The sequence below is a fragment of the Ruegeria sp. YTSA108 genome, from assembly GCF_059610185.1.
Map to the genome: position 1 here is coordinate 437,938 of NZ_JBXWND010000001.1, position 24,193 is coordinate 462,130.

Below are 24,193 nucleotides of genomic sequence, written 5' to 3' on the forward strand. Positions count from 1 at the left end.
ACGCGGCCCCATTTGGGACCGCGCCATATTCCATCGTGAACCTGACTCAGTTCAGTGCTGCATCCGAAATCTGATGCGTCCAGGCACCTTCGGGTTGTTTTGTGATAACGGGATCAGAACCACCGGCAAGCAGCGTCCCTACAGTGCGCTCAAAATCCGCCGGATCAAGCGATCCGTTTGAGCCCGCAGTCAGCTTGGCAATCTCACCCATCATACGTTTCTGATGCGCTTCGGTCTGGGCGCCAGTCTCGTCATTTTCAAGCACGATATCGGCCGCTTCATCTGGGTTCTCCTCGGCATATTTCCACCCCTTCATCGACGCCCGCACGAAACGTTCCATCTTGTCGACAAATGCCGCGTCGTTCAGGTTCTCTTCAAGAACGTACAGGCCGTCTTCCAGCGTCGCGACGCCCTGATCTTCGTATTTGAATGTGACCAGTTCGTCGGGGCTGACGCCGGAATCTATGACCTGCCAGTATTCGTTATAGGTCATGGTGCTGATGCAATCAGCCTGACGCTGCAGCAGCGGGTCGACATTAAAGCCCTGCTTCAAAACCTCGACGCCATTTTCGCTCTTGCCACCGGTATCAATGCCCAGCTGGCTCATCCAGCTCATGAAGGGGAATTCGTTGCCAAAGAACCAGACGCCCAGTGTCCGGTTCTTAAGGTCTTCTGGTGCGGAAATACCGGCATCTTTCCAGCAGGTCAGCATCATACCCGAGCTTTTGAAAGGCTGGGCAATATTCACCAGCGGCAGGCCCTTTTCGCGCGCGGCCAACGCAGCTGGCATCCACTCGACCGTCACGTCAGCGCCCCCACCGGCAATGACCTGTGTCGGCGCTATGTCCGGGCCGCCTGGCAGAATTGTGACATCAAGACCTTCTTCTTCGTAGAACCCTTTGTCTTTGGCCACGTAATAACCTGCGAACTGAGCTTGCGTGACCCATTTCAACTGCAATGTCACCTCATCCGCTGACCAGGCTGCACTGGCGGCCAGGCTAAAGGCGGCAACCGCCCCGCTGAGTATCTTTTTCATCTTCACATCTCCTAGTTTCAGTTGGCGCCCCATTTTTCATTTTTGGGGTCTGTTGAATTTTTATCCGCGCTGCGATGGGTGCCAGAAGGTCACCGCCTTTTCGATCATGGCCACCAGACCATAAAATGATGTCCCGGCCAAAGCCGCCACTACGATCTCGGCCCAGACCATATCCAGTGAGAGCTGCCCCACGCTGGTTGATATCCGAAACCCCATGCCAAGCGTCGGTGAGCCAAAGAACTCGGCCACGATAGCGCCGATCAATGCAAGGGTGGTGGATATCTTGAGACCATTGAAAACAAATGGCATCGCGGCAGGCAAGCGCAGCTTCAGAAAGCTTTGCCAATAGGTGGCGGCATAGGTCTCCATCAGGTCGCGCTGCATTGCTGTCGCCTCGCGCAGCCCGGCGACGGTGTTCACCAGCATTGGGAAAAAGACCATCACGACAACCACCGCCGCTTTGGAGTGCCAGTCGAACCCGAACCACATGACCAGAATCGGCGCGGTGCCGACAATCGGCAGAGCAGCCACGAAGTTGCCCACGGGCAAAAGCCCAAGGCGTAGAAAATCCCACCGGTCCACTGCAATCGCCATCAGGAGGGCGGCTCCACAGCCGATGATGTAACCGCTCAGCGCGCCCTTGATGATGGTTTGCACGAAATCCATCCAAAGCGTTGGCAAACTGTCCCAGAACCGAATCCAGATAACCGATGGAGCGGGCAGAATGACCAAAGACACCTCAAGGCCGCGCACTAAAAGCTCCCAGATGACGATGATAGTCAGACCAAAGATCAGCGGAGCCAGAAACCGGACCATCCGCGTATCAGCATAAGGCCCGCTGGCCAAGCGGCCGTTCAACCACCATCCCAACAGCCACACACCGAGTGCGCCCAGAATTGGTATCATTGCGCAATCCCCATCCGTTTCAGGACGGACTTTTCAATCAGCCCCAGAAGCCCCACAAGACAGGCCGCCAGAATCGCCGCCGCAAACAGGGCCGACCAGATTTGCACGGTCTGACCATAATAGCTGCCTGCCAGCAGGCGCGCACCCAGTCCCGCAACTGCCCCGGTGGGCAATTCCCCCACGATGGCCCCTACCAATGAAGCCGCAATGCCTATCTTCAGCGATGTGAACAGATACGGCATCGAGGCCGGCAAACGCAGTTTCCAGAACCCCTGCGCGTGGCTCGCGCTATAGGTACGCAGCAAATCCAGTTGCATCGCATCCGGGCTGCGCAAACCTTTGACCATGCCCACCACGACAGGAAAAAAGCTGAGATAGGCCGATATGACCGCCTTGGGGATGATCCCCTGCACACCAACGGAATATAGGACCACAATGATCATTGGGGCCAGAGCGATGATCGGGATGGTCTGGCTGACTATCGCCCAGGGCATGACCGACAGGTCCATGACCCGGCTATGTACGATCCCAACAGCCAGCAGAATTCCCAGGCCGGTGCCAATGGCAAAACCCAGTATCGTCGCACTCAGCGTCACCCAGCCGTGATAAACCAGCGAGCGCTTTGAGGTGATTTTCTTCTGAACTGTTGTCTTCCATATCTCAACGGCCACCTGATGCGGAGCGGGCAACCGCGGACGATCCTGTTCCCACGTGGCTGGAATGGCAAAGCTATTGTCCAGAACCAAGCTGAATTCGGACAGATCGCGACGATCTTTTGCCGAGGGTGGCTGAACTGTGGCCCCGGCCCGTTCTTGTTCGGTCAGAACGCCTTTGATATTCATCGGAATACAAGCGGCGTACCAAAAGGCTACTATGACGGCCAGTACCGTCAATACAGCCCAGAATGCCTTGAACCCGCTGCTATTCATCCGAATGCCCCGCGCGCAACCCTTCTCGCACCCTATGGGCAACTTCGATGAATTCCGGCGTGTCGCGAATATCGAGCGGCCGCTCTTTCGGCAACGGACTGTCGATCACGTCAGTGATCCGTCCGGGCCGAGGGCTCATTACAACGATCTTGGTGCTCAGATAGACGGCCTCAGGGATGGAATGGGTGACAAACCCAATGGTCTTTTCAGTCCGCGCCCAAAGCGCCAGAAGCTGCTCGTTCAGGTGATCGCGGACAATCTCATCCAACGCGCCAAAAGGTTCGTCCATAAGCAGGATATCCGCATCAAAGGCCAGCGCCCGTGCGATGCTGGCCCGTTGCTGCATTCCCCCCGACAACTGCCAGGGAAACTTTCCACCAAACCCTTCAAGATCAACAAGTTCCAAAACCTTGTTTACGCGTTCTTCCTGCTCGGCAGCTGTAAACCCCATGATTTCAAGCGGGAGCTTGATGTTCTTGGAAATGGTGCGCCAAGGGTACAGACCCGCGGCCTGAAATACATAACCATAGGCCCGTTTCCGCCGCGCTTCATCCGGGGTCATACTGTTGACGGTCAATGTCCCGCCAGTCGGTGTTTCCAACGCAGCGATGCACCGCAAAAAGGTGGTCTTACCACAGCCGGAAGGTCCGATGAAGCTGACGAATTCTCCCTTTTCGATGGTCAGGTTCACATCCTTCAGAGCGTGGACCGGCCCGTCATTGGTCTGAAAGGTCAGATCCAGTTGCCGCGCCTCGATTACAGGCGGTGCAGCGGTTTCAATATTCATTCCATCCCCTTGAACTTAAACCGTAATAAGACGTGATATCTGCCACATATTCTGTCATACACCGGTTGCTGGAATACCCGTGCGTACCACCGGTCGCGGCGCTGTCAGCTCTTTCCAAGTACTCAGCGCCTTGTTGACGGTTGTATTGGCCTCGCGTTCAACAAATTGGCCATGGCCTTCCTGAGTCCTGATCTCTCCGTCATGCACTGCAACCTGCCCACGGGTCAGAGTAAAGCGCGGCAAGCCTTTGACCTCTTTGCCCTCAAACACGTTGTAGTCGATCGAAGATTGCTGCGATTTCGCGCTGATCGTCTTGCCTTTCTCAGGATCCCACACCACCAAATCGGCATCGGCACCTACAAGAACTGCGCCCTTTTTTGGATAACAATTCAATATCTTGGCGATGTTTGTTGAAGTGACTGCCACAAATTCATTTGGCGTCAGCCGACCAGTGTTCACCCCATGAGTCCACAGCATCGGCATCCGGTCTTCCAACCCTCCGGTACCGTTCGGGATCTTGGTGAAATCCCCCACGCCAAAGCGTTTCTGATCCGTCGTAAAGGCGCAATGGTCGGTGGCCACGACACTCAACGAACCAGATTGTAATCCGTTCCACAGGCTATCCTGATGCTGCTTGTTTCGGAACGGAGGGCTCATGACCCGCCGCGCCGCGTGGTCCCAATCCTGGTTGAAATACTCGCTCTCATCCAAGGTCAGATGCTGGATCAAAGGTTCCCCCCACACCCGCTTGCCCTGCATCTTGGCACGCCGAATGGCCTCATGCGCCTCTTCGCACGAAGTGTGCACCACATACAGCGGCACTCCGGCCATATCCGCGATCATGATCGCGCGGTTGGTCGCTTCGCCCTCGACCTGCGGCGGACGGGAATAGGCATGTGCCTCGGGACCTGTATTGCCTTCGGCCAACAGCTTGGCGCTGAGCTCGGCAACAACATCGCCATTCTCGGCATGCACCATGGCCGTTCCACCCAGCTCGGCAAGACGCTTGAACGAAGCATACATTTCATCGTCATTGACCATCAACGCGCCCTTATAGGCCATGAAATGCTTGAACGTGTTGATGCCGCGTGTCTCGATCACCGTCTTGAGGTCATCAAACACCTGCTCGCCCCACCAGGTCACCGCCATGTGGAAAGAATAGTCGCAATTTGCACGTGTCGACTTGTTATCCCAGCGCTTGAGCGCATCCAACAGGCTTTCACCTGGGTTGGGCAGAGCGAAATCAACCACCATCGTGGTTCCTCCGGCCAATGCCGCCCGGGTTCCGCTCTCGAAATCATCGCTGGAATAGGTGCCCATGAACGGCATTTCCAAATGCGTATGCGGGTCGATCCCGCCAGGCATCACATAGCAGCCTGTCGCATCCAGTTCCGTATCACCTTTTAGGTCCGGCCCAATCTCGGTGATCACCCCATGCTCGACCCTCACATCCGCCTGGTAAGACAAATCCGCGGTTACGACGGTCCCGTTCTTGATAACAGTGCTCATATCAATCTCCCTGATGCGGTCTGCGCCGCTTGCTTCATCTGGCTACAAAAACCTCGGGGGAGTCGCCCAACGGGCGACGGGGGTAGAGCCCCCTATTCCACAATCCCAGCCGTCTCTACGACCGCATGAAACAGAACATCCGCCCCGGCGGCAGCCCAATCCTTGCTGATTTCTTCGGCTTCGTTATGGCTTAGCCCATCCACACAAGGGCACATCACCATCGCTGTTGGTGCAACCCGGTTGATCCAGCAGGCATCATGACCGGCGCCCGAAATGATATCTGTATGAGAATAACCCAACCGTTCAGCCGCATCGCGCACGGCTGCCACGCAGCCTTCATCAAATTGCACCGGATCAAATCCGCCGACCTTCTCGAATTCGATCTGTAGGCCCATCTCATCCACGATATCTTCGGCCGCTACGCGCAGACGATTTTCCATATCGGTGATCACGTCCAGATCGGGCGAACGGAGATCGACAGTAAACACAACTTTCCCCGGGATCACGTTACGCGAATTCGGAAACACATCAATATGCCCCGCCGCACCCACCGCGTGGGGCGCATGGGACCAAGCAATCTCGTCAACCTTTTCAAGGATACGCGCCATCGCCAATCCGGCATTCTTGCGCATCGGCATCGGCGTAGACCCGGTATGGGCGTCCTTTCCGGTAACTGTAATCTGGGTCCAGCTGAGACCCTGACCATGGGTGACAACGCCGATATCCTTCCCCTCGGCCTCAAGAATGGGGCCCTGTTCGATATGCAGCTCAAAAAAGGCGTGCATCTTTCGGGCACCAACCTCTTCGTCACCGCGCCAGCCAATGCGGCTCAGCTCATCTCCGAACTTCTTACCTTCGGCATCCTCACGGTCATAAGCCCAATCCTGCGTATGCATCCCGGCGAAAACCCCCGAGGACAGCATCGCAGGTGCATAGCGCGTGCCTTCTTCATTCGTCCAGTTGGTCGCAACGATTGGATGTTTGGTCTTGATTCCCAAATCATTGAGCGTGCGGATGATTTCCAGCCCGCCCAATACACCCAGAACACCGTCATATTTGCCGCCTGTCGGCTGCGTATCCAGATGTGAACCCACATAGACCGGCAATGCCTCGGGGTCCGTGCCCTCTCGATGCGCAAACATATTGCCCATTTGGTCCAGCCCCATGGTGCACCCGGCCTCTTCGCACCATTTCTGAAACAGCGCGCGGCCTGCCGCATCTTCATCCGTCAAGGTCTGACGATTATTGCCCCCCGCAACACCCGGGCCAATCTTGGCCATCTCCATCAGGCTGTCCCACAACCTGTCGCCATTGATCCTGAGGTTCTGCGCCGGAGCTGCCATCCTAGTCTTCCCTGTTGCTTGCGATTTGCTCGCTTTTGGTGTCTTGATTTGACCATCTGGTCAAACTCACGCTATCACGGGTTCGACATCAGTCAAGAAATAGCAGAGCTCGGTGGGAATTTTTGGCATATTCCGCACTTGCGAGCCCAAAAATCAGACAGGCAAAGACATGTCCAAAGACCGCGCACCAACACGAATTCAGAAAAAAAATCGCGCTGCAATTCTAGAAGCCGCTTTGAACGTGTTTTCTGCCTACGGTTTCCGCGGTGCCACCGTCGACCAGATTGCTGCCGAGGCCGGGTTGAGCAAGCCGAATCTTCTATATTATTTCCCCTCAAAAGAAGCGATTCACACGGCCCTTCTATCTGGCCTTCTCGAGATTTGGCTGGCCCCTCTCCATGATCTCGACGCCGACGGGGACCCATTGGAAGAGATACGCGCATATATCCATCGCAAACTGCAAATGAGCCGGGAACTTCCGCGCGAAAGCCGTCTGTTTGCCAATGAACTGGTCCAGGGTGCGCCACGCATACACGATGCATTGTCCAATGATCTCAAAACTTTGATGGATGAGAAGACCGCAATCCTTACGGCCTGGATGGAGCAGGGTAAAATCGCGCGCCTCCATCCCTACCACCTTATTTTCTCCATCTGGGCTTTGACACAGCATTATGCGGATTTCGATGTCCAGGTTCGGGCCATTCTTGGCGACGAAGACCCGTATGAAGGTGCTGAACCGTTCATCGACACGCTCTACCGCAAATTGCTGGCGCCTTAGGTTTTCGTTAGCCGGAACCCGCTCACCCTCAGCCTAGGATGACGCTACTCTTTTCTTCCCGGTCCACACACAGAGGCCGTGGTAAGGCTTTCGGTTGGGTGGGTAGAGCGAGAAGTGGGGCATGAGGCGTTCCAAGACGAAGTGAGGAGGCGCGGATATCATCTGATCCGCACCGCCACCCAATATGTCGCAAACTGCCACAACGCCCCCTCATCGACATCCTGCTCTAAGAAAATTCGACGAGTTTTCTTGGACTACTCGGCGGCTTTCGCCATTGGATTGTTGGGATGGGTTGTCCAGTTGCCATATTCGGGCTGCACTTCTTGTCCCGTGCGCGGGTCGATTTCGCCAGCGGCCATCGGCACCATCGAAATACATCCTTCAACCGGGCACACATCCACGCACAGGTTACAGGCCACACATTCGTCATCCATAACCTCGAACACGCGCTCTTCGGACATTGAAATGGCCTGGTGGCTGGTGTCTTCGCAGGCGGCATAGCAACGGCCACACTTGATGCACTGATCCTGATCAATCTTGGCCTTGGCGACATAATTCAGGTTCAGATATTGCCAGTCGGTCACGTTTGGAACCGCAAGACCGACAATTTCCGAGACGTCCTGATACCCTTTTTCATCCATCCATTTCGACAGGCCCGCCGTCAGTTCGTCAATGATCTTGAACCCATAGGTCATCGCTGCCGTGCAGACCTGAACATTGCCGCAACCCAATGCCATAAACTCTGCAGCATCGCGCCAGGTAGTCACACCGCCAATACCCGAGATCGGCATTCCGTTCGTTGCCTGTCCACGCGAAATCTCGGACACCATCGACAGGGCAATCGGTTTCACCGCAGGGCCACAATAGCCGCCGTGGCTGCCTTTGCCGTCAATCGAGGGTTCAGGGCTGAAGCTATCCAGATTGACACTGGTAATCGAATTAATCGTGTTGATCAGCGATACCGCATCCGCACCACCATTCTTTGCGGCCTCGGCGGGCTTGCGGATATCAGTGATATTCGGCGTCAGTTTCACGATGACCGGACGGTCATAGTATTTCTTGCACCAGCGCGTCACCATCTCGATATATTCCGGCACCTGCCCTACGGCCGCCCCCATCCCGCGCTCGCTCATCCCGTGTGGACAGCCAAAGTTCAGTTCGATCCCGTCGGCACCGGTTTCGGCAACACGCGGCAGGATAGCCTTCCAGGCTTCTTCTTCGCACGGCACCATGATCGAGGCGATCAGGGCGCGATCTGGATAATCAGCCTTAACCCGCGCCATTTCTTCAAGGTTTACCTCTAATGGGCGGTCTGTAATCAGCTCGATATTGTTCAGACCCAACAACCGACGGTCTGCGCCGTAGATCGCCCCATACCGCGGGCCATTAACATTGACGACCGGTGGACCTTCGGACCCGAGTGTTTTCCACACCACACCGCCCCATCCGGCCTCAAAGGCGCGGCGGACGTTATATTCCTTGTCCGTCGGCGGCGCAGATGCCAACCAATATGGGTTGGGGCTTTCAATTCCTAGAAAGTTCGATTTCAAATCAGCCATTTATCCGGCCTCCCTGATGCTTGCAGGCATCTTGATCATTGAGTTTCACGCAATCAGACTTGCGTGGATATCCATCGCGGCATCGCGCCCCTCGGCCACTGCAGTCACGGTCAGGTCATCCCCGCCTGCGGCGCAGTCGCCTCCGGCCCAGACCGCTTGTACCGATGTGCGCCCGGCGCCCGTGACGGCGATCTTGTTCCCGTCCAACGTCAGCCCTTCGGGCGCTCCTTCCAGCGTCTGACCTATTGCCTTCAGCACCTGATCGGCAGGCAGGCGGGTTTTCTCGCCGGTGCCCTTCAACTGACCGTCATGGCTGGCAGTATACTCCAATTCGATCTCGGCGGCTGCCCCGTTGCCGTGTACGGCTATGGGCTGAACATTGGTCATGATCCTGACGCCGTGCGATGCGGCCAGATCCTGCTCATAGCGGCTGGCACCCATCGCCTCGCGTCCGCGCCGGTAGGCGATGGTGACGTTTTCCGCGCCCAGCAATTTCGACTTTACAGCTGCGTCAACCGCGGTCATGCCGCCTCCGATGACGACGACATTCCGCCCAACGGGCAGCTCAGCCAGATCGGCCGCCTGACGCACATCCGAGATAAAATCGACCGCGTCGCGCACGCCGGTCAGATCCTCGCCGCCCGCTCGCAATGCATTCACACCTGTCAGACCGATGGACAGGAAAACCGCATCATAGTTGTCAACAAGGCCATCCAGCGACAGGCCCTCGCCCAGCACCGATCCGGTCTCGATTGTGATGCCGCCGATCCTCAGCAACCAATCGATCTCAGCCTGAGCGAAATCATTGGTCGATTTATAGGCGGCAATTCCATATTCATTCAGACCGCCGGGTTTTGGGCGGCTTTCGTGAATGACCACATCATGCCCCAGCATCGCCAGCCGATGCGCACAGGCTAGCCCTGCGGGCCCTGCCCCGATCACGGCCACCGTTTTGCCGGTGAATGCGGCGCGCTGGAACGGATGGTCGCCCGATGCCATAACGCTGTCAGTAGCAAACCGCTGCAAACGCCCGATCTCGACTGGCGATCCTTCGGCGGTTTCGCGTACGCAGACTTCCTCGCACAGCGTTTCGGTCGGACAAACACGGGCGCACATGCCACCCAAGATATTCTGGCCAAGGATGGTTTCACCCGCAGCTTCAGGCTGACCGGCCTGAATCTGGCGCATGAACAATGGAATATCAATGTCTGTCGGACAGGCCGTCACACACGGCGCGTCATAGCAGAAATAGCACCGATCCGCGGCCACTGCGGCCTCATGCGGGGCAAGTGGTGGATGCAGATCCGTGAAATTCGAGGTCAGCTCATCGCTGGAAAGCCTCCCGGAGACTATGCCGGGGACCATCTGGCCCTGTGCCATCGCTCTACTCCCTGTAGATATGTTGTTATGGCCTCAGCTTGGCACAATCTGATTTTTTATCAAATGGTAAATTTTGCCAAATGGTCAAAAAATGAATAACCAGGCCGAAACACCCGGTTTTTTACTGTACATTGCTGGTTTTTTGGGCCGGAACCGCTCAGATCATCTGTGACAGGTGCCCGGATTTGATCCAAATTCGCGCGCCCTCTGCTCCTGCCAAAGCAGTGGAACGCGCACCTGGCGGTAATCTCAACCAGTCCCAGACCGAAAATTCTTCGTCGGATTCCTGCACCGAACCTGCGATGACAAACAACTCCAACCCATCGACTGCATCCAGATCCAGCTTTTCGCCAGGTGACAAGTTCAATACGCGAACATCTTCGCGTGAGTCCTTGAAAAGCTGAAGATTCGAATCCCCAGTAATCGACCGACGAATTTCGGTCCTGTCCTCAGGGTCAAACCGGTGCAGTTTGACTAGTATCGTCGCGCCTTCTTTTGCCGAAGGCGTATGGGAAGATGTCGGAGGATTGCGCACATAACTACCTGCAGGAAAATCACCGGTCTCGTCCTGAAACACACCGTCCAGCACCAAATACTCCTCTCCTCCATCATGCGTATGGGCGGCAAAGGCGCTTCCTGGGGCAAAGCGGACAATCGTGGTGGCGCGGGCGACCTCTTCCCCGATCCGGTCCAACATCTTGCGCTCGACCCCTGCGGCAGGTGACGCAATCCAGTCATTCCGGTCGAAATGCACAGCAACACGTTTTGTGAAATCTGCGTTAACTCTCATGCGGCTTCTCCTGTTGGGTCTGGTCTCTAGATGGTTGCGCAAGTCCTGAATTCAAAATTCAGATGCATGATCTATGATCACATCTGGTTTTGTGCCACGTCTCTACCTAGTGTACGCCCAACCAAAATTCGAGCAGTGCTGGCCCAACGCCACGAACCCGAGAGACGCCCGATGCAGACCGCAAACAATAAATTCAATATCGTGGTCATCGGCCAAAACAACCGGCTGCAATACGAGGCACTGCTGTTTGCAGCCTCGTTACGACACAGCTGTCCCGATTTCGCTGGCCGCCTGTTTGTAGCCGTTCCTCAACCGGGGGCCCGATGGTCACAGGACCCCAGCATTCAGGATGAGGATGTCCTGAAAGCGTTACACCAGCTTGGGGCCGAAATTCTACCGTTTGAAAACCGGGCTTTCGGTGGAAGCTATCCCTATGGAAACAAGATCGAGGCGCTCTTGGCCCTGCCCAAGGGGGAACCGTTTGTCTTTTTCGACAGCGATACGCTTGTCACCGGAGACCTGAATAGTGTGCCCTTCGATTTTGACCGCCCCGGTGCCTCGCTGAAAGTTGAGGGGACATGGCCGCGCCCGACCCTGTATGGTCCGGGGTATGACGGTATCTGGCGCGCCCTGTATGAGCGGTTCGAACTGGATTTCGACAGCTCCTTGGACAAGGCCCAACCAGCCGAATACTGGCGGCGCTACCTGTATTTCAATGCGGGTTATTTCTTTTACAGATGCCCACGCCAGTTCGGCGAACGGTTCCTGGAATATGCCTGCACCATCCGGGATGAGGATATCCCGGAACTCGCGGGCCAAACACTGGACCCATGGCTGGATCAGGTCGCATTGCCGCTGGTTATCCATGCCCTTGGCGGCGGCCGCGACGCACTGCCCACTGGCCTGCTGGACGGGTCGGTCACGTGCCACTACCGTCTGTTTCCTCTGCTGTATGCACGCGAAAGCGACCATGTGATCGAGGTTCTGGAAACTGTGGTTGCGCCCAACAAGTTCAAGAAAGTGCTCAAGGGCTATGACCCAATAAAGAAACTGGTGCTCCAGCGCAAAGGGCACAAAATACGCGAGATGTTCGATCGCGAAAACCTGCCTCAGCGCGAGCAGGTCATTCGCAACAAGATCAAAAGCAAAGGTCTATGGATGCGCTGACAGCAATGTTGTGCGCACGCGGCCAATCGCCTAGAGATTCTGCAACACATAGTCCAACAGGAGATTTCCACCATGTCTGACGGCCCCACCTACGGTTTCGACACGCTTCAAATTCACGCAGGCGCGCGCCCTGATCCGGCAACAGGTGCCCGTCAGACGCCGATTTATCAAACAACGGCATATGTGTTTCGCGATGCAGACCACGCGGCGGCTCTGTTCAACCTGCAGGAAGTCGGCTTTATCTATTCCCGCCTGACCAATCCCACCGTGGCGGTTCTGCAGGAACGCGTGGCAACGCTTGAGGGTGGCGTTGGAGCAGTTTGCTGCTCGTCCGGTCATGCCGCCCAAATCATGGCACTGTTCCCGCTGATGGGACCTGGCTGCAACGTGGTGGCCTCGACCCGGCTGTATGGCGGCACGATCACTCAGTTTAGCCAGACGATCAAACGGTTCGGCTGGTCTGCCAAGTTTGTGGATACTGACGATCTGGATGCTGTGAAGGACGCGATCGACGAAAATACACGAGCGGTGTTCTGCGAATCCATCGCCAACCCTGGCGGCTATGTCACCGATATACGCGCACTGGCGGATGTGACAGATGGCGCCGGCATTCCGCTGATCGTCGACAACACCTCGGCCACACCCTATCTGTGCCGCCCGATTGAGCACGGCGCGACGCTGGTTGTGCATTCAACCACCAAATACCTGACCGGCAACGGCACTGTCACCGGCGGCTGTATCGTGGATTCGGGCAAGTTCGACTGGTCCGCGAATGACAAATTTTCCTCGCTCAGCCAGCCGGAACCGGCCTATCACGGGCTGAAATTCCACGAGACATTCGGTCCGCTGGCCTTCACATTCCACGGCATCGCCATCGGCCTGCGTGATCTGGGCATGACGATGAACCCACAGGCGGCGCATTACACGCTGATGGGAATCGAGACCCTGTCTTTGCGAATGGAGCGTCATGTAGAGAACGCGCAAAAGATCGCAGCCTGGCTAGAGGCCGATGACCGCGTGGAATATGTGACCTATGCGGGCTTGCCGTCCTCGCCCTATCACGACCGGGTCAAGACGCATTACCCCAAAGGGGCCGGTGCGCTATTCACTTTTGCGGTCAAAGGCGGCTATGACGCCTGTGTCAAACTGGTGAACGCGCTGGAGATCTTCAGCCATGTGGCCAACCTGGGCGATGCGCGGTCGCTGATCATTCATTCGGCCTCGACCACCCACCGTCAGCTGACCCCGGAACAGCAAGAGGCCGCAGGCGCCGGTCCCGGCGTTGTTCGGGTTTCCATCGGCATCGAAGACGCCAACGATCTGATTGCCGATCTGGATCAGGCGCTGGCCAAGGCGACGGCCTGACAAATGGCCGGGCACGATACCAACGATCTTGGCCAACCCGTCGGCCGGCCGGTTTCGGGCAGTTTTCCGCGCCCGACGCCGCCATATACGCCGATGGAAGGCCACTATTGCTCGGTCGTGCCCCTTGATGTGAACAGGCATGCGCCCGGTCTGTACCGGGCGTTTGCCAATGACACTGATGGGCGGAACTGGACTTATCTGCCCTATGGCCCATTCGACAGCGAAGAAGATTTCGCCGCCTGGACCCGCGCGTCCTGTATTGATGCCGATCCCATGTTCCACACAGTGCTAGACGGTGATGGCACCCCGATTGGCATGGCCTCGTTCCTGCGGATAGAACCTGCGGCCGGTGTGGTCGAGGTTGGGCACATCCATTTCTCACCGCTATTGCAACGCAGCCCGAAATCCACCGAGACGATGTACCTGATGATGCGCCGCGTGTTCGACGAGCTGGGGTATCGCCGTTATGAATGGAAATGTGACGCTCTGAATGCCCCGTCCCGCAGCGCAGCCCAAAGGCTGGGCTTTACCTTCGAGGGCATCTTTCGGCAGGCCACCCATTATAAGGGGCGCAACCGCGATACGGCCTGGTACTCGATCCTCGATACAGAATGGCCGCGCATCCGCTCTGCTTTCGAGGCCTGGCTTTCACCAGAAAATTTTGATCAGTCGGGCCAGCAGCGGCAATCCCTGATGGCCCGAACCAGCGACACATCCTAGTCGGAAATCAGAAATTCCATCGACACGTTGACCGAGACCGAAATTTCGCCCCCGGAAACCGGAACGCCGCCCTCAGCCGCCATGTTCATTGCACGCATTTGAGGCATGGGATTGAACCCTCCGGCCTGTTCGCGGATCATCTGAACCGGTCCCAGCGTGACTTCGGCCGCCTGTGCCAGTTGGTTGGCCTTTGCCCGCGCCTCACCGACAGCTTTGGCCCGCGCCTGTGCCTCGAGCGGTGCAGGGTCCTGAATTCCGAAACTCAGCCCGCCGAAATTGTTGGCCCCGTCGTCAATGACCGCATCCATGATGGTACCCAACTGCGACAGATCGCGAACACGCACCACGACGCTGTTGGATGCGACAAAGCCGGAAATCTCGGGCCGCTCTCCGCTAGAACTGTTCCGCCCAGACCATACCGGCGACAAAGACAGATCACGTGTTTGCACATCACGGGTTTCGATCCCCATCTCATCCAGTCGAGTCAGAATTTTGGCAACCGCGTCCGAAGTCGCCTGCATCGCATTTGATGCCTGTGCATCTTCGTTTGTTACACCCAGGGTAATGGTGGCCATATCCGGGGCCGCATGCACCATGCCTACCGCATCAACAATGATGCGACGTTCTTCCGCAGTTGCCATCCCTACCGACGTCATGGCCAGCACAGCGGCCAGAAAAGCGATTTTCTTCAATATCTTCCCTCCAATTATCCTGATTTCAACATGGGGCTGCACCGGGTCACGGGGCAAGAGGAGACGCAGGCTTTTTCTTTCCCTCGGCGAGATCCTGCTTTAATGTCGGTCTGCGGACGAGGCATCGTTTGCATTGCAACTGACAATTATGGTTCCTCCGGATTATGAAACCCGCTTTTGCGCTGTCCATTTCTACAACCGGAATTTCTTTGCACCACAATTCCGATGGCGACTGGTTCGCCATAGGTGAGGTGTCGTTGGATGCCTCCAACTTGGAAGAGCAGTTGAAAGTGCTTCGGGACAAGGGGTTTGCGCTTGAAAATGACCTGAGTTGCAAGGTCGTTATCCCAAGGGATCAGGTCAAATTCATCAAAGTCGATACGGCCGGATCATCCTTCGAAGACACCGAACAGGCTGTGCAAAATGCTGTATCCGATGCCACCCCTTATGACCTGACAGAGCTGGTATATGTCACGGCAGATGACGGGGCGACCACATGCGTCGCCGTCGTTCCACGCGATACACTGGAGGAAGTTCGGGGGTTTGTGCTGGGATACGGATTCGTTCCGGTCGCGTTCAGCGCTGCATATGAAACAGATGACTTTCCGACCGAACCGTTTTTCCCGCTTGGGGACGCGCCTGCGACCACAAACGCGCCCAAAGTGATCCCCACAGACCCCGCGCAGGATATTACGGTTGTTCATGCGATCGCCGATTCTACCGCTCCGACCAGCTTTTGGCCTGTCCAAAAAGTGGCCGCACCTAACTGGACCTCTCTGCCATCAGTGCGAATTGCAGCGGCGGTGGCTTTGATGTTGGTGGCCGGTGGCATATGGAGTCTTTTCAGAGACGACAGCCCTGCCCCTGCTGATTCAGAACTCGCCCTGCTGGACGAAACAATATCCCAACCCGAACCGAGTTCTGGACCTGTCGAGCCCGCAGAGACACCCGCAGAACAGGCAGAAGTCACAGAGCCCGAGACTGCAGAGCCAGAAATGGCACCGACCTCTGAATCAGAGTCCGAGCTGTCTGCAACCGACCAGGCCATTCTTGAGGCGCTGAACGTTGCGCCCGCGTTGGTAGACGAAATCGAGCTTGAGCCTGAACCTCAGTTAGTTCCGACACAGCCGGAGATCGAAATCACGTCACCGGGCCTTTTGATAGCGCCAGCGCAGGATCCGCAAATTGAGCTGTATCTGGCCTCCAAAGACGACTCGAATCTGTCGCGTGATGCAATCGCATTGCCGCCAGTACACACATACGACACCGACCTACCATTTGATTTCGAACCACTTTCAACCGCTGCCGGGGCAAGGTTCAGCCTTGACGAGCGCGGGCTGGTAATACCAACCAAAGAAGGCGTCTTGAACCCGGACGGAGTGGTTGTCTATTTGGGAACACCTTCGAAAACTCCCCCTCCATCGGCTTTGGTCCGGCTGGAAAAGGCACCTGTTGAGGAAGTGGTCGACAACAGGCTGGCGACATTGCGACCAAAACCAAGGCCCGAGAACCTGACCGAAAATTTTGAACGGCAACGGCTTCAAGGGCGTACATTGAAGGAATTGTCCGGAATTCGCCCGAAACCGCGCCCGGAATCCCTGTTGCGTGCTCCGCCGCCCCCGGAATCGACTGAGCCCCTTGCGGAAATGAGGGTGCCGCGCCCCAAACTCCGACCGGCCGGACTGACCCGGCAGGCCAGTGCAGGTACTGCGACTTTGGGTTCGGCAGCTGGAATTGAACAGCTCAACAATGAGGTCGGAACGTTCCAGCCCAAAACCACAGCGCCCAAAATCCCATCCTCGGCTTCGGTTGCACGGCAGGCCACAATCGACAATGCAATCAACCTGCGGAAACTGAACCTGATCGGGGTTTACGGCAGCCCATCCAATCGCCGCGCATTGGTTCGGCTGCCCAGTGGCAGGTACAAAAAGCTCAAGATCGGGGACAGGCTTGACGGCGGCAATGTCATTGCTATCAGCGACAATGAATTGCGCTATCAGAAACGCGGGCGAAACGTGGTTCTCAAGATGCCACGTGGTTAAGGGGCGGCCTGCGCGAGTGACCACGCAGGATTACCTTCTTGCATCAAGCTGCTGAAATTTCTCCACTTTCAATCTGCTCTCGCTCGATGGATTCGAACAGCGCCTTAAAGTTTCCCTCGCCAAACCCATCGTCGCCTTTGCGCTGAATGAACTCGAAGAAAATCGGTCCGATGACCGTTTTCGAGAAGATTTGCAGCAGAATCCGGGTCTCACCACCGTCCAGAACGCCCTCTCCATCAATCAGAATGCCGTGCTTCATCATCCGGTCCAACGGCTCTTCATGATCGACCACGCGGGTTTTAGACAACTCATAATAGGCTTCGTTCGGGCCGGGCATGAACTTCAGCCCCTTTTCGGCAATCGCATCGGTCGAGGCATAGATATCCTCGCTGCCCACAGCGATATGCTGGATGCCCTCGCCCTTGTATTTCTTCAGGTAGGAAACGATCTGCCCGGTTTCACCGCGATCTTCGTTGATCGGAATGCGGATACGCCCGCATGGAGACGTCAGCGCGCGACTAAAAAGACCGGTGAATTTGCCCTGAATGTCAAAAAAACGGATTTCACGGAAGTTGAACAAATCACCATAGAACTTGAACCACTTGTCCATATTGCCCTTGTAAACATTGTGGGTCAGGTGATCGAGATAATAGAACCCATCCCCCCGGGGCTTGGACTGTTCGGTCCATGTGAATTCCTGATTATAGGGCGATGTTTCGTAATATTGATCAATGAAATAGATCAACGATCCGCCAATCCCCTTGATTGCAGGCACATTCAGTGTCTTGTCTGCCGCGTCATAAGGTTCAGCCCCTTTCGCTACAGCGTGCTCATAGGCTTTCTGCGCATCCACTACGCGCCATCCCATCGCCGGAGCACAAGGGCCATGCTCGTCCACGAACCGGGCAGAATAGCTGTCGGGATCTGCATTCAGGATGTAAGTCACATCACCCTGTTGCCACAACTCAATCGCAGGCTTGTCCTTGTGGTGACCTACCAGCGCGAATCCCATCTTTGCGAACAGATCGCGCAGCTCTTGCGGCTCGGGATGTGCGAACTCGACAAACTCGAACCCATCGGTTCCGGCGGGGTTTTCATCCGATATGATTGATTTCGGGGCGTTGTGAGGGAAAGGACCCATGGCGCGTCTCCGTTAATACAGGAATTTATTTGCTGATTTCAAAATACGTCTTAATCGGCACTTTTTTCGCGCATAGTTTTCCAATAACTTAAAGGGGCGCGCGTAAATTGCGCATAAGATTGGCCAATCACGGAGTTTTTCCGCACATGCTTGATTCCACTGATACGCGCCTGCTGTCAGCGCTGCAGAAAAACGCCCACCTAACAGCACACCAACTTGGAGAGATGTTGAACCTGTCGCCCAGTCAGGCTGGTCGCCGGCGCCAACGGCTGGAGGCTGAAGGGTATATCACCAGCTATGTCGCTCGCCTCGATCCTCTAAAGTTAGGGTTGCAGGTGCAGGGTTTTGTTCAGGTTCATCTGAGTACGCACGGCCCCGAGCAATCTGAAGGCTTTGCCCGTATGGTCGAAACACGCGCCGAAATCACCAGCGCATGGACAATGACAGGTGAGGCCGATTATTTACTACATGTCTATTGCGACGATCTATCCGCGCTTAATCGCTTGCTTCATCAGGTAATCCTTCCACATCCTGCAGTGGCTCGGATACAAAGCCAAATCGTTATGGATCAGCTCAAACGCGACGCCCCCCTGCCCACCTGAGCGCATTGAAAGGACGATCATGGACAACTTCCTTTACCAGGCGACGATCTATCTGGCTGCGGCTGTGATCGCCGTGCCGCTTTCGGCGCGTCTGGGACTGGGCTCTGTACTGGGATATCTGGCCGCGGGCCTTGTCATAGGGCCGTTGTTCGGATTGGTGGGTGCGGAAACGGAAAACCTGCAGCATGTGGCTGAATTCGGCGTAGTCATGATGCTGTTCCTGATCGGACTTGAACTGGAACCGCGCGCTCTTTGGGATATGCGGGACAGGCTTTTGGGGCTTGGCGGCCTCCAGGTGCTTTTATCGACCGCAGTGATCGCCAGCGTCGCCATGTATGCAAATCATCCATGGTCCGTAGCCCTGGCAGTGGGGTTGACGCTTTCCCTGTCATCAACTGCGATTGTTTTGCAGACCCTGTCGGAAAAGGGCTTGATGAAAACGAATGGAGGACGGGCGACCTTTTCAGTACTGCTGACTCAGGACATCGCGGTCATACCAATCCTGGCACTGCTTCCACTGCTGGCTCTGCCTGCCATTCCCCAGATTGCAAATGACGGATCTATCAACCGCATATCCACGGGGCACCACGGCGCGGCGCATCATAGCTTGTCATTGGTCGAGGGGTTGCCAGGGTGGGCGGTAACGCTTGTCACCATTGCCGCGATCGGTTTCGTCATTCTCGCCGGAGTGTACCTGACCAGGCCCTTGTTCCGCTTTATTCATGCGACCCGCCTCCGCGAGATGTATACGGCGCTGGCGTTGATGATTGTGGTTGGCATTTCCTTCCTGATGACGCTGGTTGGCCTGTCACCCGCTCTGGGCGCGTTTCTTGCAGGTGTGGTGCTGGCCAGTTCCGAGTTCCGGCATGAAATGGAGAGCGACCTAGAGCCGTTCAAAGGCCTTTTCCTTGGTCTGTTTTTCATCACCGTTGGCGCGGGCATCGATGTCGCCTATTTCTTTGACGATCCCTTCGACCTGATCGGACTGGCCCTGTTGGTAATCTTGGTCAAAGGGATCATTCTGTTCCTGGTTGGCCGCGCCTTTAAACTGCGCGGACGCGATCACTGGCTGTTTACACTGGGGCTGGCGCAAGCAGGTGAGTTCGGCTTTGTCCTGCTGGCGTTTTCGACCCAGCAGAATGTGATTCCAGGGGATCTGTCACAAAAACTTTTGATGATCATTGCGCTGACCATGCTGATCACGCCGCTTTTGTTCATCATTTATGATCTTCTCTCGCGCCGGATGGGGGATGGCACACCGGCACCCGAACCGGATGAGATCGACGAGAAAGGCCCGGTCATCATCGCCGGGATCGGGCGATTTGGTCAGATCGTCAATCGTCTGGTGCAGGCAAGCGGGTTCAAAACCATCGTTCTTGACCATAACATCGAAACCATCCAGCTGATGCGTCGCTTTGGCGTAAAAGGGTTCCTGGGGGATCCGACCCGTCCGGAATTGTTGCGCGCGGCCGGCCTTGAAAAAGCATCTGTTCTGGTGGCTGCGATGGATGATCGCAAGAAGGTGACGCGTCTTGTCGGCTATGCGCGCCGCCAGCGCCCAGACCTACACATCGTCGCGCGGGCACGGGATCGGACCCATGTGTACGAGCTGTATCAAGCCGGCGCGAACGACATTGTGCGCGAGACATTCGATGGCTCATTGCGGGCCGGGCGATATGTGCTCGAGAATGTGGGTCTCAGCGAATACGAGGCAGCGCAGGCCGAACAGACTTTCTACCACCATGATCGCATGTCGGTTCGTGAACTGGCAGAGCTCTGGATTCCCGGGCTGCCCACCGCCGAGAACAAAAAATACATCGAGCGGGCGCAGCAGCTGGAAAAAGACCTTGAGACCGAACTGCTGGAATTGGCGGAAGAAAACGACAAAAAATCGGCCTGACCTTCAACTGACGGTCAGGCCGCGCGGATCAACTGTCCGAGACGCCAGCTTCGGCAAAGGTCGCCATGCCGGAATGACAGGCAACAGCGCTTTTGAGGATATTGATCGCCAGCGCCCCGCCAGAGCCCTCACCCAGTCGCAGCCCCAGCTTCAGCAAAGGCTCTTTACCGAGCTTGGCCAACACAGCGCCATGCGCACCTTCCGCGCTCTGGTGCCCGGCGATCGTGTGATCCAGCGCGCTCTCTGAAATGTCAGACAGACACGCGGCGGCCGCTGAGCAGATAAAGCCATCCAGAATAACCGGAATGTGCAGCGCGCGTGCGGCGGCAATGGCTCCGGCCATAGCGGCGATCTCGCGTCCGCCCAGACGGCGCAGAATCTCTAGCCCATCGCCCGAACCGCCATGTAGCATAACACCTTCGGCCACCACACGGGTTTTGTTTGCTAGTCCCGCATCATCGACACCTGTTCCGCGACCAGTCCAATCACCCGCCTCACCTCCGAACAAGGCGCAAGCAATCGCCGCTGCGGGGGTCGTGTTGCCGATACCCATTTCACCAACAACAAGAAGATCGGCGTCTGGTCTGACCGCAGCCCACCCGGTGCGCAGCGCCTGCAACAGGTCGTCCTCTGACATAGCTGGACCTGATGTGAAATCCGCGGTCGGTCGTTCAAGCTCCAGCGCGTGGACATCCATCGTAGCACCAGCCGCCTTGGCCAGCTGGTTGATGGCCGCCCCGCCATGTTCAAAGTTCAACACCATCTGCACGGTCACTTCCGGCGGAAAGGCCGAAACACCCTGTGCTGTGACACCGTGGTTTCCCGCAAACACGATAACCTGCGGCGAGGTGATCTGCGGGCGGGCATCCCCGCGCCAGCCTGCATACCAGATTGCCAGGTCTTCCAACCGACCAAGCGCGCCCGGAGGTTTGGTCAGCTGCCCATTACGGTCAGTCGCCCCTTGCGCAGCGGCATCATCGGGCCCGGAGGCTTGCCGGACAGCTTCGCGGAAAGAATTCAGATTGTTAATTTCGGGCAGCATCCAAAGCCTCGTTGCATCAGAGTGGTCCTGCGTGTTTAACCGAAGCGATCAAACCGACAAGACCCTGAAAGGCGCAGGAGTGCTAAAAAACGACACCAAGCTCATTTCTGCCTGGGATATTCCGCTGGCTTTGGTCCTGTTGACGCGTTTGCCCGTGCCGCGGCTGCCTGACAGAGTGTTCTCGCGTCAGGCCAGTGCCGTTTGGGCCTTTCCATTGGCGGGGCTTGTTGTCGGCCTATTGGCCTGTGCCGTGGGATGGATGGCGACGGCCATGGGGCTGCCGTCGATAGCGTGTGCCATACTTGTCGTTCTTGTCCTGACCATCACCACCGGCGCGATGCACGAGGATGGGCTTGCAGATACCGCTGACGGGCTGTGGGGCGGTTTCACGCCTGAACGGCGGCTAGAGATCATGAAGGACAGCCACATCGGCACCTATGGCGTCCTTGCCCTGATTTCTTCGCAACTGCTGCGCGTGTCGTTGATTGCCGCGATCCTTTCGAATGCGGGTTTTACCACCGTATTGGCCGCATGCATCGTTTCGCGGGCTATGATGCCTGTTGTTATGTCCGTCCTTCCAAATGCCCGCCAATCGGGCCTTAGCCATTCAGTGGGCGCACCCGGATCGACCGCGGTGATACTCGGCGGAGTCATGGCGCTGCTGCTCACTCTGCCAATGATCGGGTTGCAGGTGGTTTTCCCTACGCTGATTGCCGCTTTGTCTGCGGTGGCAATGGCGATGCTAGCCAAGGCCAAGATCGAGGGTCAGACTGGTGATATACTGGGCGCCACTCAACAACTGGCCGAGATAGGGTTTCTTATGGCCGTAGCTACGCAGGTTTAGTGGCCCCGATTTCATCTGGTGACTGCAATATAAAAAGGCCACCTCCTTGCGGGGATGGCCCTAAAATTTTGATTTCAGCAGGTTCAGGCCGCCGCTGCCGCGCGCGAGGTCAGAACCTCATCCACCTGCCTGGCCGCAGACACTTCGCCTGCGCCGGACACTGCCGCGACTTCGCGGGTCAGACGCTCAAGCGCGGCTTCATAAAGCTGACGTTCGGAATAGCTCTGTTCGCGCTGATCATCGGTGCGGTGCAAATCGCGGACCACTTCGGCAATCGAGATCAGATCGCCCGAGTTGATCTTCTGTTCATATTCCTGTGCCCGGCGGGACCACATGGCGCGCTTGACCTTGGCCTTGCCCTTCAGCGTCTTCATCGCCTGGCTGATGACATCCGGCGAGCTGAGCGAGCGCAGACCGGACTCGGTCGCCTTGTTGGTCGGCACGCGCAGGGTCATTTTGTCTTTCTCAAAGGAAATGACGAACAGCTCGAGCGAGTATCCCGCAACTTCCTGTTCTTCGATCGAAATGATCTGACCGACACCATGGGCCGGGTAAACAACATAGTCGTTGGGGCGAAACTCAAGCTTCTTCGACTTAGACATACAGGTTCTTCCTTGGTTACGAGAGCGCGGGACAGACAACAAAACGACCCACCCCGTGCCAGTACGGCCCGGTCAGGTTGCTGTGTTTTCAACTAATCAGAACTCCAAAGCGAGCATACTTACGGAGTCATCCCCATCTCAATCAACGTTCAATTTCCGAGTATATCACAAAATTGAGACACTCGAAAGGCTGCCCCTTTCCACTTGAAAGAAAGGTGTTAAGAAACAGATAGATAAGGCGCCATCCCACTGCTGAACTGACAAGTTCAGAGCGCGAATCGCTTAGCCGCCTTCGCCGGGGGCCTCAGAGAAGTATTTCTCCATCTTACCCTCTTCGCCATCACGCTCTTCTGCATCAGGCAGCGGGTCTTTCTTGGTCACGATCACCGGCCACTGCTCGGAGAACTTGCGATTAAACTCGACCCATTGATCCATGCCCGGCTCAGTATCCGGACGGATCGCATCAGCGGGACATTCAGGTTCACATACTCCGCAATCGATGCATTCATCGGGATGGATGACCAGTGTATTCTCACCTTCATAGAAACAATCCACCGGACACACTTCGACACAGTCGGTGTATTTGCAGGCGATGCAGTTTTCAGTGACAACATAGGTCATGGTGAATTTCCCGTTTGCGGTTTGGGCGTCTAGCTAAATCAGTATGGCGTCAGCTTCAAGATATGTTCAGCTATCTTGATTGCGAGAAAGATCAAGTAGACGCCGATCCTTCTTGGTGGGACGACCTTTTCCCTCAAACCCTGGATTTCGCGGCTGCGTGTCCTGCTTTTCGGTCAAATCGGTATACAGTGTCTGCGCCTCGGTTGCCGGTCCGCGCCGATCACCCAGTTTTTCGATACGCACAACGCGCACAATCCGCCCCTGAGGGAAGGTCAGAACATCACCGGGGGCCACAGGCTGCGCCGGTTTCAGGATCCGGTTTCCGTTGACGCGGACATGGCCGCCACTGACCTGTTTGGCGGACAGGCTGCGGGTCTTGAAGAACCGAGCCTGCCACAGCCATTTATCGATCCGAAGCCGGGCCTCGGTCATAAGGCG

23 protein-coding genes are annotated in these 24,193 nt (G+C 56.5%); 8 read left to right on the top strand and 15 right to left on the bottom strand.

From position 1 onward, the window contains the following. Positions 1 to 46 precede the first annotated feature (46 nt). From AC2FHW_RS02185 to AC2FHW_RS02210, 6 genes are all read right to left on the bottom strand, one after another. Complete coding sequence (locus tag AC2FHW_RS02185; RefSeq protein WP_496707862.1) at positions 47 to 1,036, bottom strand: ABC transporter substrate-binding protein; 990 nt, start codon at positions 1,034 to 1,036, stop codon at positions 47 to 49. 60 nt (positions 1,037 to 1,096) lie between these two features. Then, positions 1,097 to 1,942 (bottom strand): ABC transporter permease, encoded by an 846-nt coding sequence (locus tag AC2FHW_RS02190; RefSeq protein WP_496813068.1) that lies wholly within the window; start codon positions 1,940 to 1,942, stop codon positions 1,097 to 1,099. After that, complete coding sequence (locus tag AC2FHW_RS02195) at positions 1,939 to 2,871, bottom strand: ABC transporter permease (RefSeq protein ID WP_142634380.1); 933 nt, start codon at positions 2,869 to 2,871, stop codon at positions 1,939 to 1,941. The genes AC2FHW_RS02190 and AC2FHW_RS02195 overlap by 4 nt, the downstream gene beginning before the upstream one ends. After that, on the bottom strand, positions 2,864 to 3,658 hold the full coding sequence (locus AC2FHW_RS02200) for an ABC transporter ATP-binding protein (protein WP_496677797.1): 795 nt from the start codon (positions 3,656 to 3,658) through the stop codon (positions 2,864 to 2,866). Before AC2FHW_RS02200 ends, AC2FHW_RS02195 begins: the two co-directional genes overlap by 8 nt. Before the next feature lie 54 nt (positions 3,659 to 3,712). Then, positions 3,713 to 5,167 carry a dihydropyrimidinase gene (gene hydA / locus AC2FHW_RS02205; protein WP_281972255.1) on the bottom strand — a complete coding sequence of 485 codons (1,455 nt, stop codon included), beginning with the start codon at positions 5,165 to 5,167 and terminating at the stop codon, positions 3,713 to 3,715. Positions 5,168 to 5,259: 92 nt separating this feature from the next. Beyond that, the gene (locus AC2FHW_RS02210; protein WP_496728137.1) at positions 5,260 to 6,510 is read right to left on the bottom strand and encodes a Zn-dependent hydrolase; all 1,251 of its coding nucleotides are present in this window, start codon (positions 6,508 to 6,510) and stop codon (positions 5,260 to 5,262) included. Between the two features lie 169 nt (positions 6,511 to 6,679). Here AC2FHW_RS02210 and AC2FHW_RS02215 point away from each other — a divergent pair, with 169 nt between their 5' ends. Continuing rightward, a complete protein-coding gene (locus AC2FHW_RS02215) occupies positions 6,680 to 7,288 on the top strand; it encodes a TetR family transcriptional regulator C-terminal domain-containing protein (RefSeq protein WP_142634388.1) in 609 nt (202 codons plus the stop codon). Between the two features lie 254 nt (positions 7,289 to 7,542). Here the strand turns inward: AC2FHW_RS02215 and preA are convergent, their stop codons facing one another. From preA to AC2FHW_RS02230, 3 genes are all read right to left on the bottom strand, one after another. Next, positions 7,543 to 8,847, bottom strand: coding sequence for an NAD-dependent dihydropyrimidine dehydrogenase subunit PreA (preA, locus tag AC2FHW_RS02220; protein WP_282021347.1), 1,305 nt, complete (start codon positions 8,845 to 8,847; stop codon positions 7,543 to 7,545). 45 nt (positions 8,848 to 8,892) lie between these two features. Beyond that, complete coding sequence (locus tag AC2FHW_RS02225) at positions 8,893 to 10,227, bottom strand: NAD(P)-dependent oxidoreductase (protein ID WP_496677798.1); 1,335 nt, start codon at positions 10,225 to 10,227, stop codon at positions 8,893 to 8,895. Positions 10,228 to 10,384: 157 nt separating this feature from the next. Next, entirely contained in the window at positions 10,385 to 11,017 is a 633-nt protein-coding gene (locus tag AC2FHW_RS02230) for a cupin domain-containing protein (RefSeq protein WP_496728135.1), read from the bottom strand. Positions 11,018 to 11,188: 171 nt separating this feature from the next. On the opposite strand from AC2FHW_RS02230, the gene AC2FHW_RS02235 reads away from it, so the two are divergent. From AC2FHW_RS02235 to AC2FHW_RS02245, 3 genes are all read left to right on the top strand, one after another. Continuing rightward, positions 11,189 to 12,184: a GT-B fold glycosyltransferase domain-containing protein gene (locus AC2FHW_RS02235; protein WP_496728133.1), complete on the top strand. Its 996-nt coding sequence runs from the start codon at positions 11,189 to 11,191 to the stop codon at positions 12,182 to 12,184. A gap of 72 nt (positions 12,185 to 12,256) precedes the next feature. Continuing rightward, entirely contained in the window at positions 12,257 to 13,549 is a 1,293-nt protein-coding gene (locus AC2FHW_RS02240; RefSeq protein ID WP_271946534.1) for an O-acetylhomoserine aminocarboxypropyltransferase/cysteine synthase family protein, read from the top strand. Positions 13,550 to 13,552: 3 nt separating this feature from the next. Continuing rightward, a complete protein-coding gene (locus tag AC2FHW_RS02245; protein WP_271946531.1) occupies positions 13,553 to 14,269 on the top strand; it encodes a GNAT family N-acetyltransferase in 717 nt (238 codons plus the stop codon). Here the strand turns inward: AC2FHW_RS02245 and AC2FHW_RS02250 are convergent. After that, on the bottom strand, positions 14,266 to 14,961 hold the full coding sequence (locus AC2FHW_RS02250; RefSeq protein WP_271946528.1) for an SIMPL domain-containing protein: 696 nt from the start codon (positions 14,959 to 14,961) through the stop codon (positions 14,266 to 14,268). The two genes, AC2FHW_RS02245 and AC2FHW_RS02250, sit on opposite strands and share 4 nt — an antisense overlap. Positions 14,962 to 15,125: 164 nt before the next feature. Between AC2FHW_RS02250 and AC2FHW_RS02255 the strand changes: the two genes are divergently transcribed. Then, complete coding sequence (locus tag AC2FHW_RS02255; protein ID WP_496821363.1) at positions 15,126 to 17,003, top strand: hypothetical protein; 1,878 nt, start codon at positions 15,126 to 15,128, stop codon at positions 17,001 to 17,003. A 43-nt stretch (positions 17,004 to 17,046) separates the two neighbouring features. Here AC2FHW_RS02255 and hppD read toward each other — a convergent pair whose 3' ends face one another. Next, on the bottom strand, positions 17,047 to 18,144 hold the full coding sequence (gene hppD, locus AC2FHW_RS02260) for a 4-hydroxyphenylpyruvate dioxygenase (protein WP_271946524.1): 1,098 nt from the start codon (positions 18,142 to 18,144) through the stop codon (positions 17,047 to 17,049). Positions 18,145 to 18,290: 146 nt separating this feature from the next. Between hppD and AC2FHW_RS02265 the strand changes: the two genes are divergently transcribed. After that, a complete protein-coding gene (locus AC2FHW_RS02265) occupies positions 18,291 to 18,746 on the top strand; it encodes an Lrp/AsnC family transcriptional regulator (protein ID WP_142634408.1) in 456 nt (151 codons plus the stop codon). A gap of 19 nt (positions 18,747 to 18,765) precedes the next feature. Continuing rightward, the gene (locus AC2FHW_RS02270) at positions 18,766 to 20,646 is read left to right on the top strand and encodes a monovalent cation:proton antiporter-2 (CPA2) family protein (protein WP_142634410.1); all 1,881 of its coding nucleotides are present in this window, start codon (positions 18,766 to 18,768) and stop codon (positions 20,644 to 20,646) included. Positions 20,647 to 20,674: 28 nt separating this feature from the next. Here the strand turns inward: AC2FHW_RS02270 and cobT are convergent, their stop codons facing one another. After that, complete coding sequence (gene cobT, locus AC2FHW_RS02275) at positions 20,675 to 21,688, bottom strand: nicotinate-nucleotide--dimethylbenzimidazole phosphoribosyltransferase (RefSeq protein ID WP_142634412.1); 1,014 nt, start codon at positions 21,686 to 21,688, stop codon at positions 20,675 to 20,677. A gap of 79 nt (positions 21,689 to 21,767) precedes the next feature. Here cobT and cobS point away from each other — a divergent pair, with 79 nt between their 5' ends. Beyond that, the gene (cobS, locus tag AC2FHW_RS02280) at positions 21,768 to 22,532 is read left to right on the top strand and encodes an adenosylcobinamide-GDP ribazoletransferase (protein WP_496821364.1); all 765 of its coding nucleotides are present in this window, start codon (positions 21,768 to 21,770) and stop codon (positions 22,530 to 22,532) included. Positions 22,533 to 22,615: 83 nt separating this feature from the next. Here cobS and AC2FHW_RS02285 read toward each other — a convergent pair whose 3' ends face one another. The 3 genes from AC2FHW_RS02285 to AC2FHW_RS02295 form a co-directional block, all read right to left on the bottom strand. Beyond that, entirely contained in the window at positions 22,616 to 23,134 is a 519-nt protein-coding gene (locus tag AC2FHW_RS02285) for a CarD family transcriptional regulator (protein WP_142634416.1), read from the bottom strand. Positions 23,135 to 23,416: 282 nt separating this feature from the next. After that, on the bottom strand, positions 23,417 to 23,755 hold the full coding sequence (gene fdxA / locus AC2FHW_RS02290) for a ferredoxin FdxA (protein WP_085821728.1): 339 nt from the start codon (positions 23,753 to 23,755) through the stop codon (positions 23,417 to 23,419). A 66-nt stretch (positions 23,756 to 23,821) separates the two neighbouring features. Further along, complete coding sequence (locus AC2FHW_RS02295) at positions 23,822 to 24,187, bottom strand: RNA-binding S4 domain-containing protein (protein ID WP_271946509.1); 366 nt, start codon at positions 24,185 to 24,187, stop codon at positions 23,822 to 23,824. Positions 24,188 to 24,193 lie beyond the last annotated feature (6 nt).

What these genes read in the sequence shown, in the direction of transcription:
- AC2FHW_RS02185 (WP_496707862.1), bottom strand. Translation starts at nt 1,036, where the DNA reads ATGAAAAAGATACTCAGCGGGGCGGTTGCCGCCTTTAGCCTGGCCGCC.
- AC2FHW_RS02190 (WP_496813068.1), bottom strand. Translation starts at nt 1,942, where the DNA reads ATGATACCAATTCTGGGCGCACTCGGTGTGTGGCTGTTGGGATGGTGG.
- AC2FHW_RS02195 (WP_142634380.1), bottom strand. Translation starts at nt 2,871, where the DNA reads ATGAATAGCAGCGGGTTCAAGGCATTCTGGGCTGTATTGACGGTACTG.
- AC2FHW_RS02200 (WP_496677797.1), bottom strand. Translation starts at nt 3,658, where the DNA reads ATGAATATTGAAACCGCTGCACCGCCTGTAATCGAGGCGCGGCAACTG.
- hydA (WP_281972255.1), bottom strand. Translation starts at nt 5,167, where the DNA reads ATGAGCACTGTTATCAAGAACGGGACCGTCGTAACCGCGGATTTGTCT.
- AC2FHW_RS02210 (WP_496728137.1), bottom strand. Translation starts at nt 6,510, where the DNA reads ATGGCAGCTCCGGCGCAGAACCTCAGGATCAATGGCGACAGGTTGTGG.
- AC2FHW_RS02215 (WP_142634388.1), top strand. Translation starts at nt 6,680, where the DNA reads ATGTCCAAAGACCGCGCACCAACACGAATTCAGAAAAAAAATCGCGCT.
- preA (WP_282021347.1), bottom strand. Translation starts at nt 8,847, where the DNA reads ATGGCTGATTTGAAATCGAACTTTCTAGGAATTGAAAGCCCCAACCCA.
- AC2FHW_RS02225 (WP_496677798.1), bottom strand. Translation starts at nt 10,227, where the DNA reads ATGGCACAGGGCCAGATGGTCCCCGGCATAGTCTCCGGGAGGCTTTCC.
- AC2FHW_RS02230 (WP_496728135.1), bottom strand. Translation starts at nt 11,017, where the DNA reads ATGAGAGTTAACGCAGATTTCACAAAACGTGTTGCTGTGCATTTCGAC.
- AC2FHW_RS02235 (WP_496728133.1), top strand. Translation starts at nt 11,189, where the DNA reads ATGCAGACCGCAAACAATAAATTCAATATCGTGGTCATCGGCCAAAAC.
- AC2FHW_RS02240 (WP_271946534.1), top strand. Translation starts at nt 12,257, where the DNA reads ATGTCTGACGGCCCCACCTACGGTTTCGACACGCTTCAAATTCACGCA.
- AC2FHW_RS02245 (WP_271946531.1), top strand. Translation starts at nt 13,553, where the DNA reads ATGGCCGGGCACGATACCAACGATCTTGGCCAACCCGTCGGCCGGCCG.
- AC2FHW_RS02255 (WP_496821363.1), top strand. Translation starts at nt 15,126, where the DNA reads ATGAAACCCGCTTTTGCGCTGTCCATTTCTACAACCGGAATTTCTTTG.
- hppD (WP_271946524.1), bottom strand. Translation starts at nt 18,144, where the DNA reads ATGGGTCCTTTCCCTCACAACGCCCCGAAATCAATCATATCGGATGAA.
- AC2FHW_RS02265 (WP_142634408.1), top strand. Translation starts at nt 18,291, where the DNA reads ATGCTTGATTCCACTGATACGCGCCTGCTGTCAGCGCTGCAGAAAAAC.
- AC2FHW_RS02270 (WP_142634410.1), top strand. Translation starts at nt 18,766, where the DNA reads ATGGACAACTTCCTTTACCAGGCGACGATCTATCTGGCTGCGGCTGTG.
- cobT (WP_142634412.1), bottom strand. Translation starts at nt 21,688, where the DNA reads ATGCTGCCCGAAATTAACAATCTGAATTCTTTCCGCGAAGCTGTCCGG.
- AC2FHW_RS02285 (WP_142634416.1), bottom strand. Translation starts at nt 23,134, where the DNA reads ATGTCTAAGTCGAAGAAGCTTGAGTTTCGCCCCAACGACTATGTTGTT.
- fdxA (WP_085821728.1), bottom strand. Translation starts at nt 23,755, where the DNA reads ATGACCTATGTTGTCACTGAAAACTGCATCGCCTGCAAATACACCGAC.
- AC2FHW_RS02295 (WP_271946509.1), bottom strand. Translation starts at nt 24,187, where the DNA reads ATGACCGAGGCCCGGCTTCGGATCGATAAATGGCTGTGGCAGGCTCGG.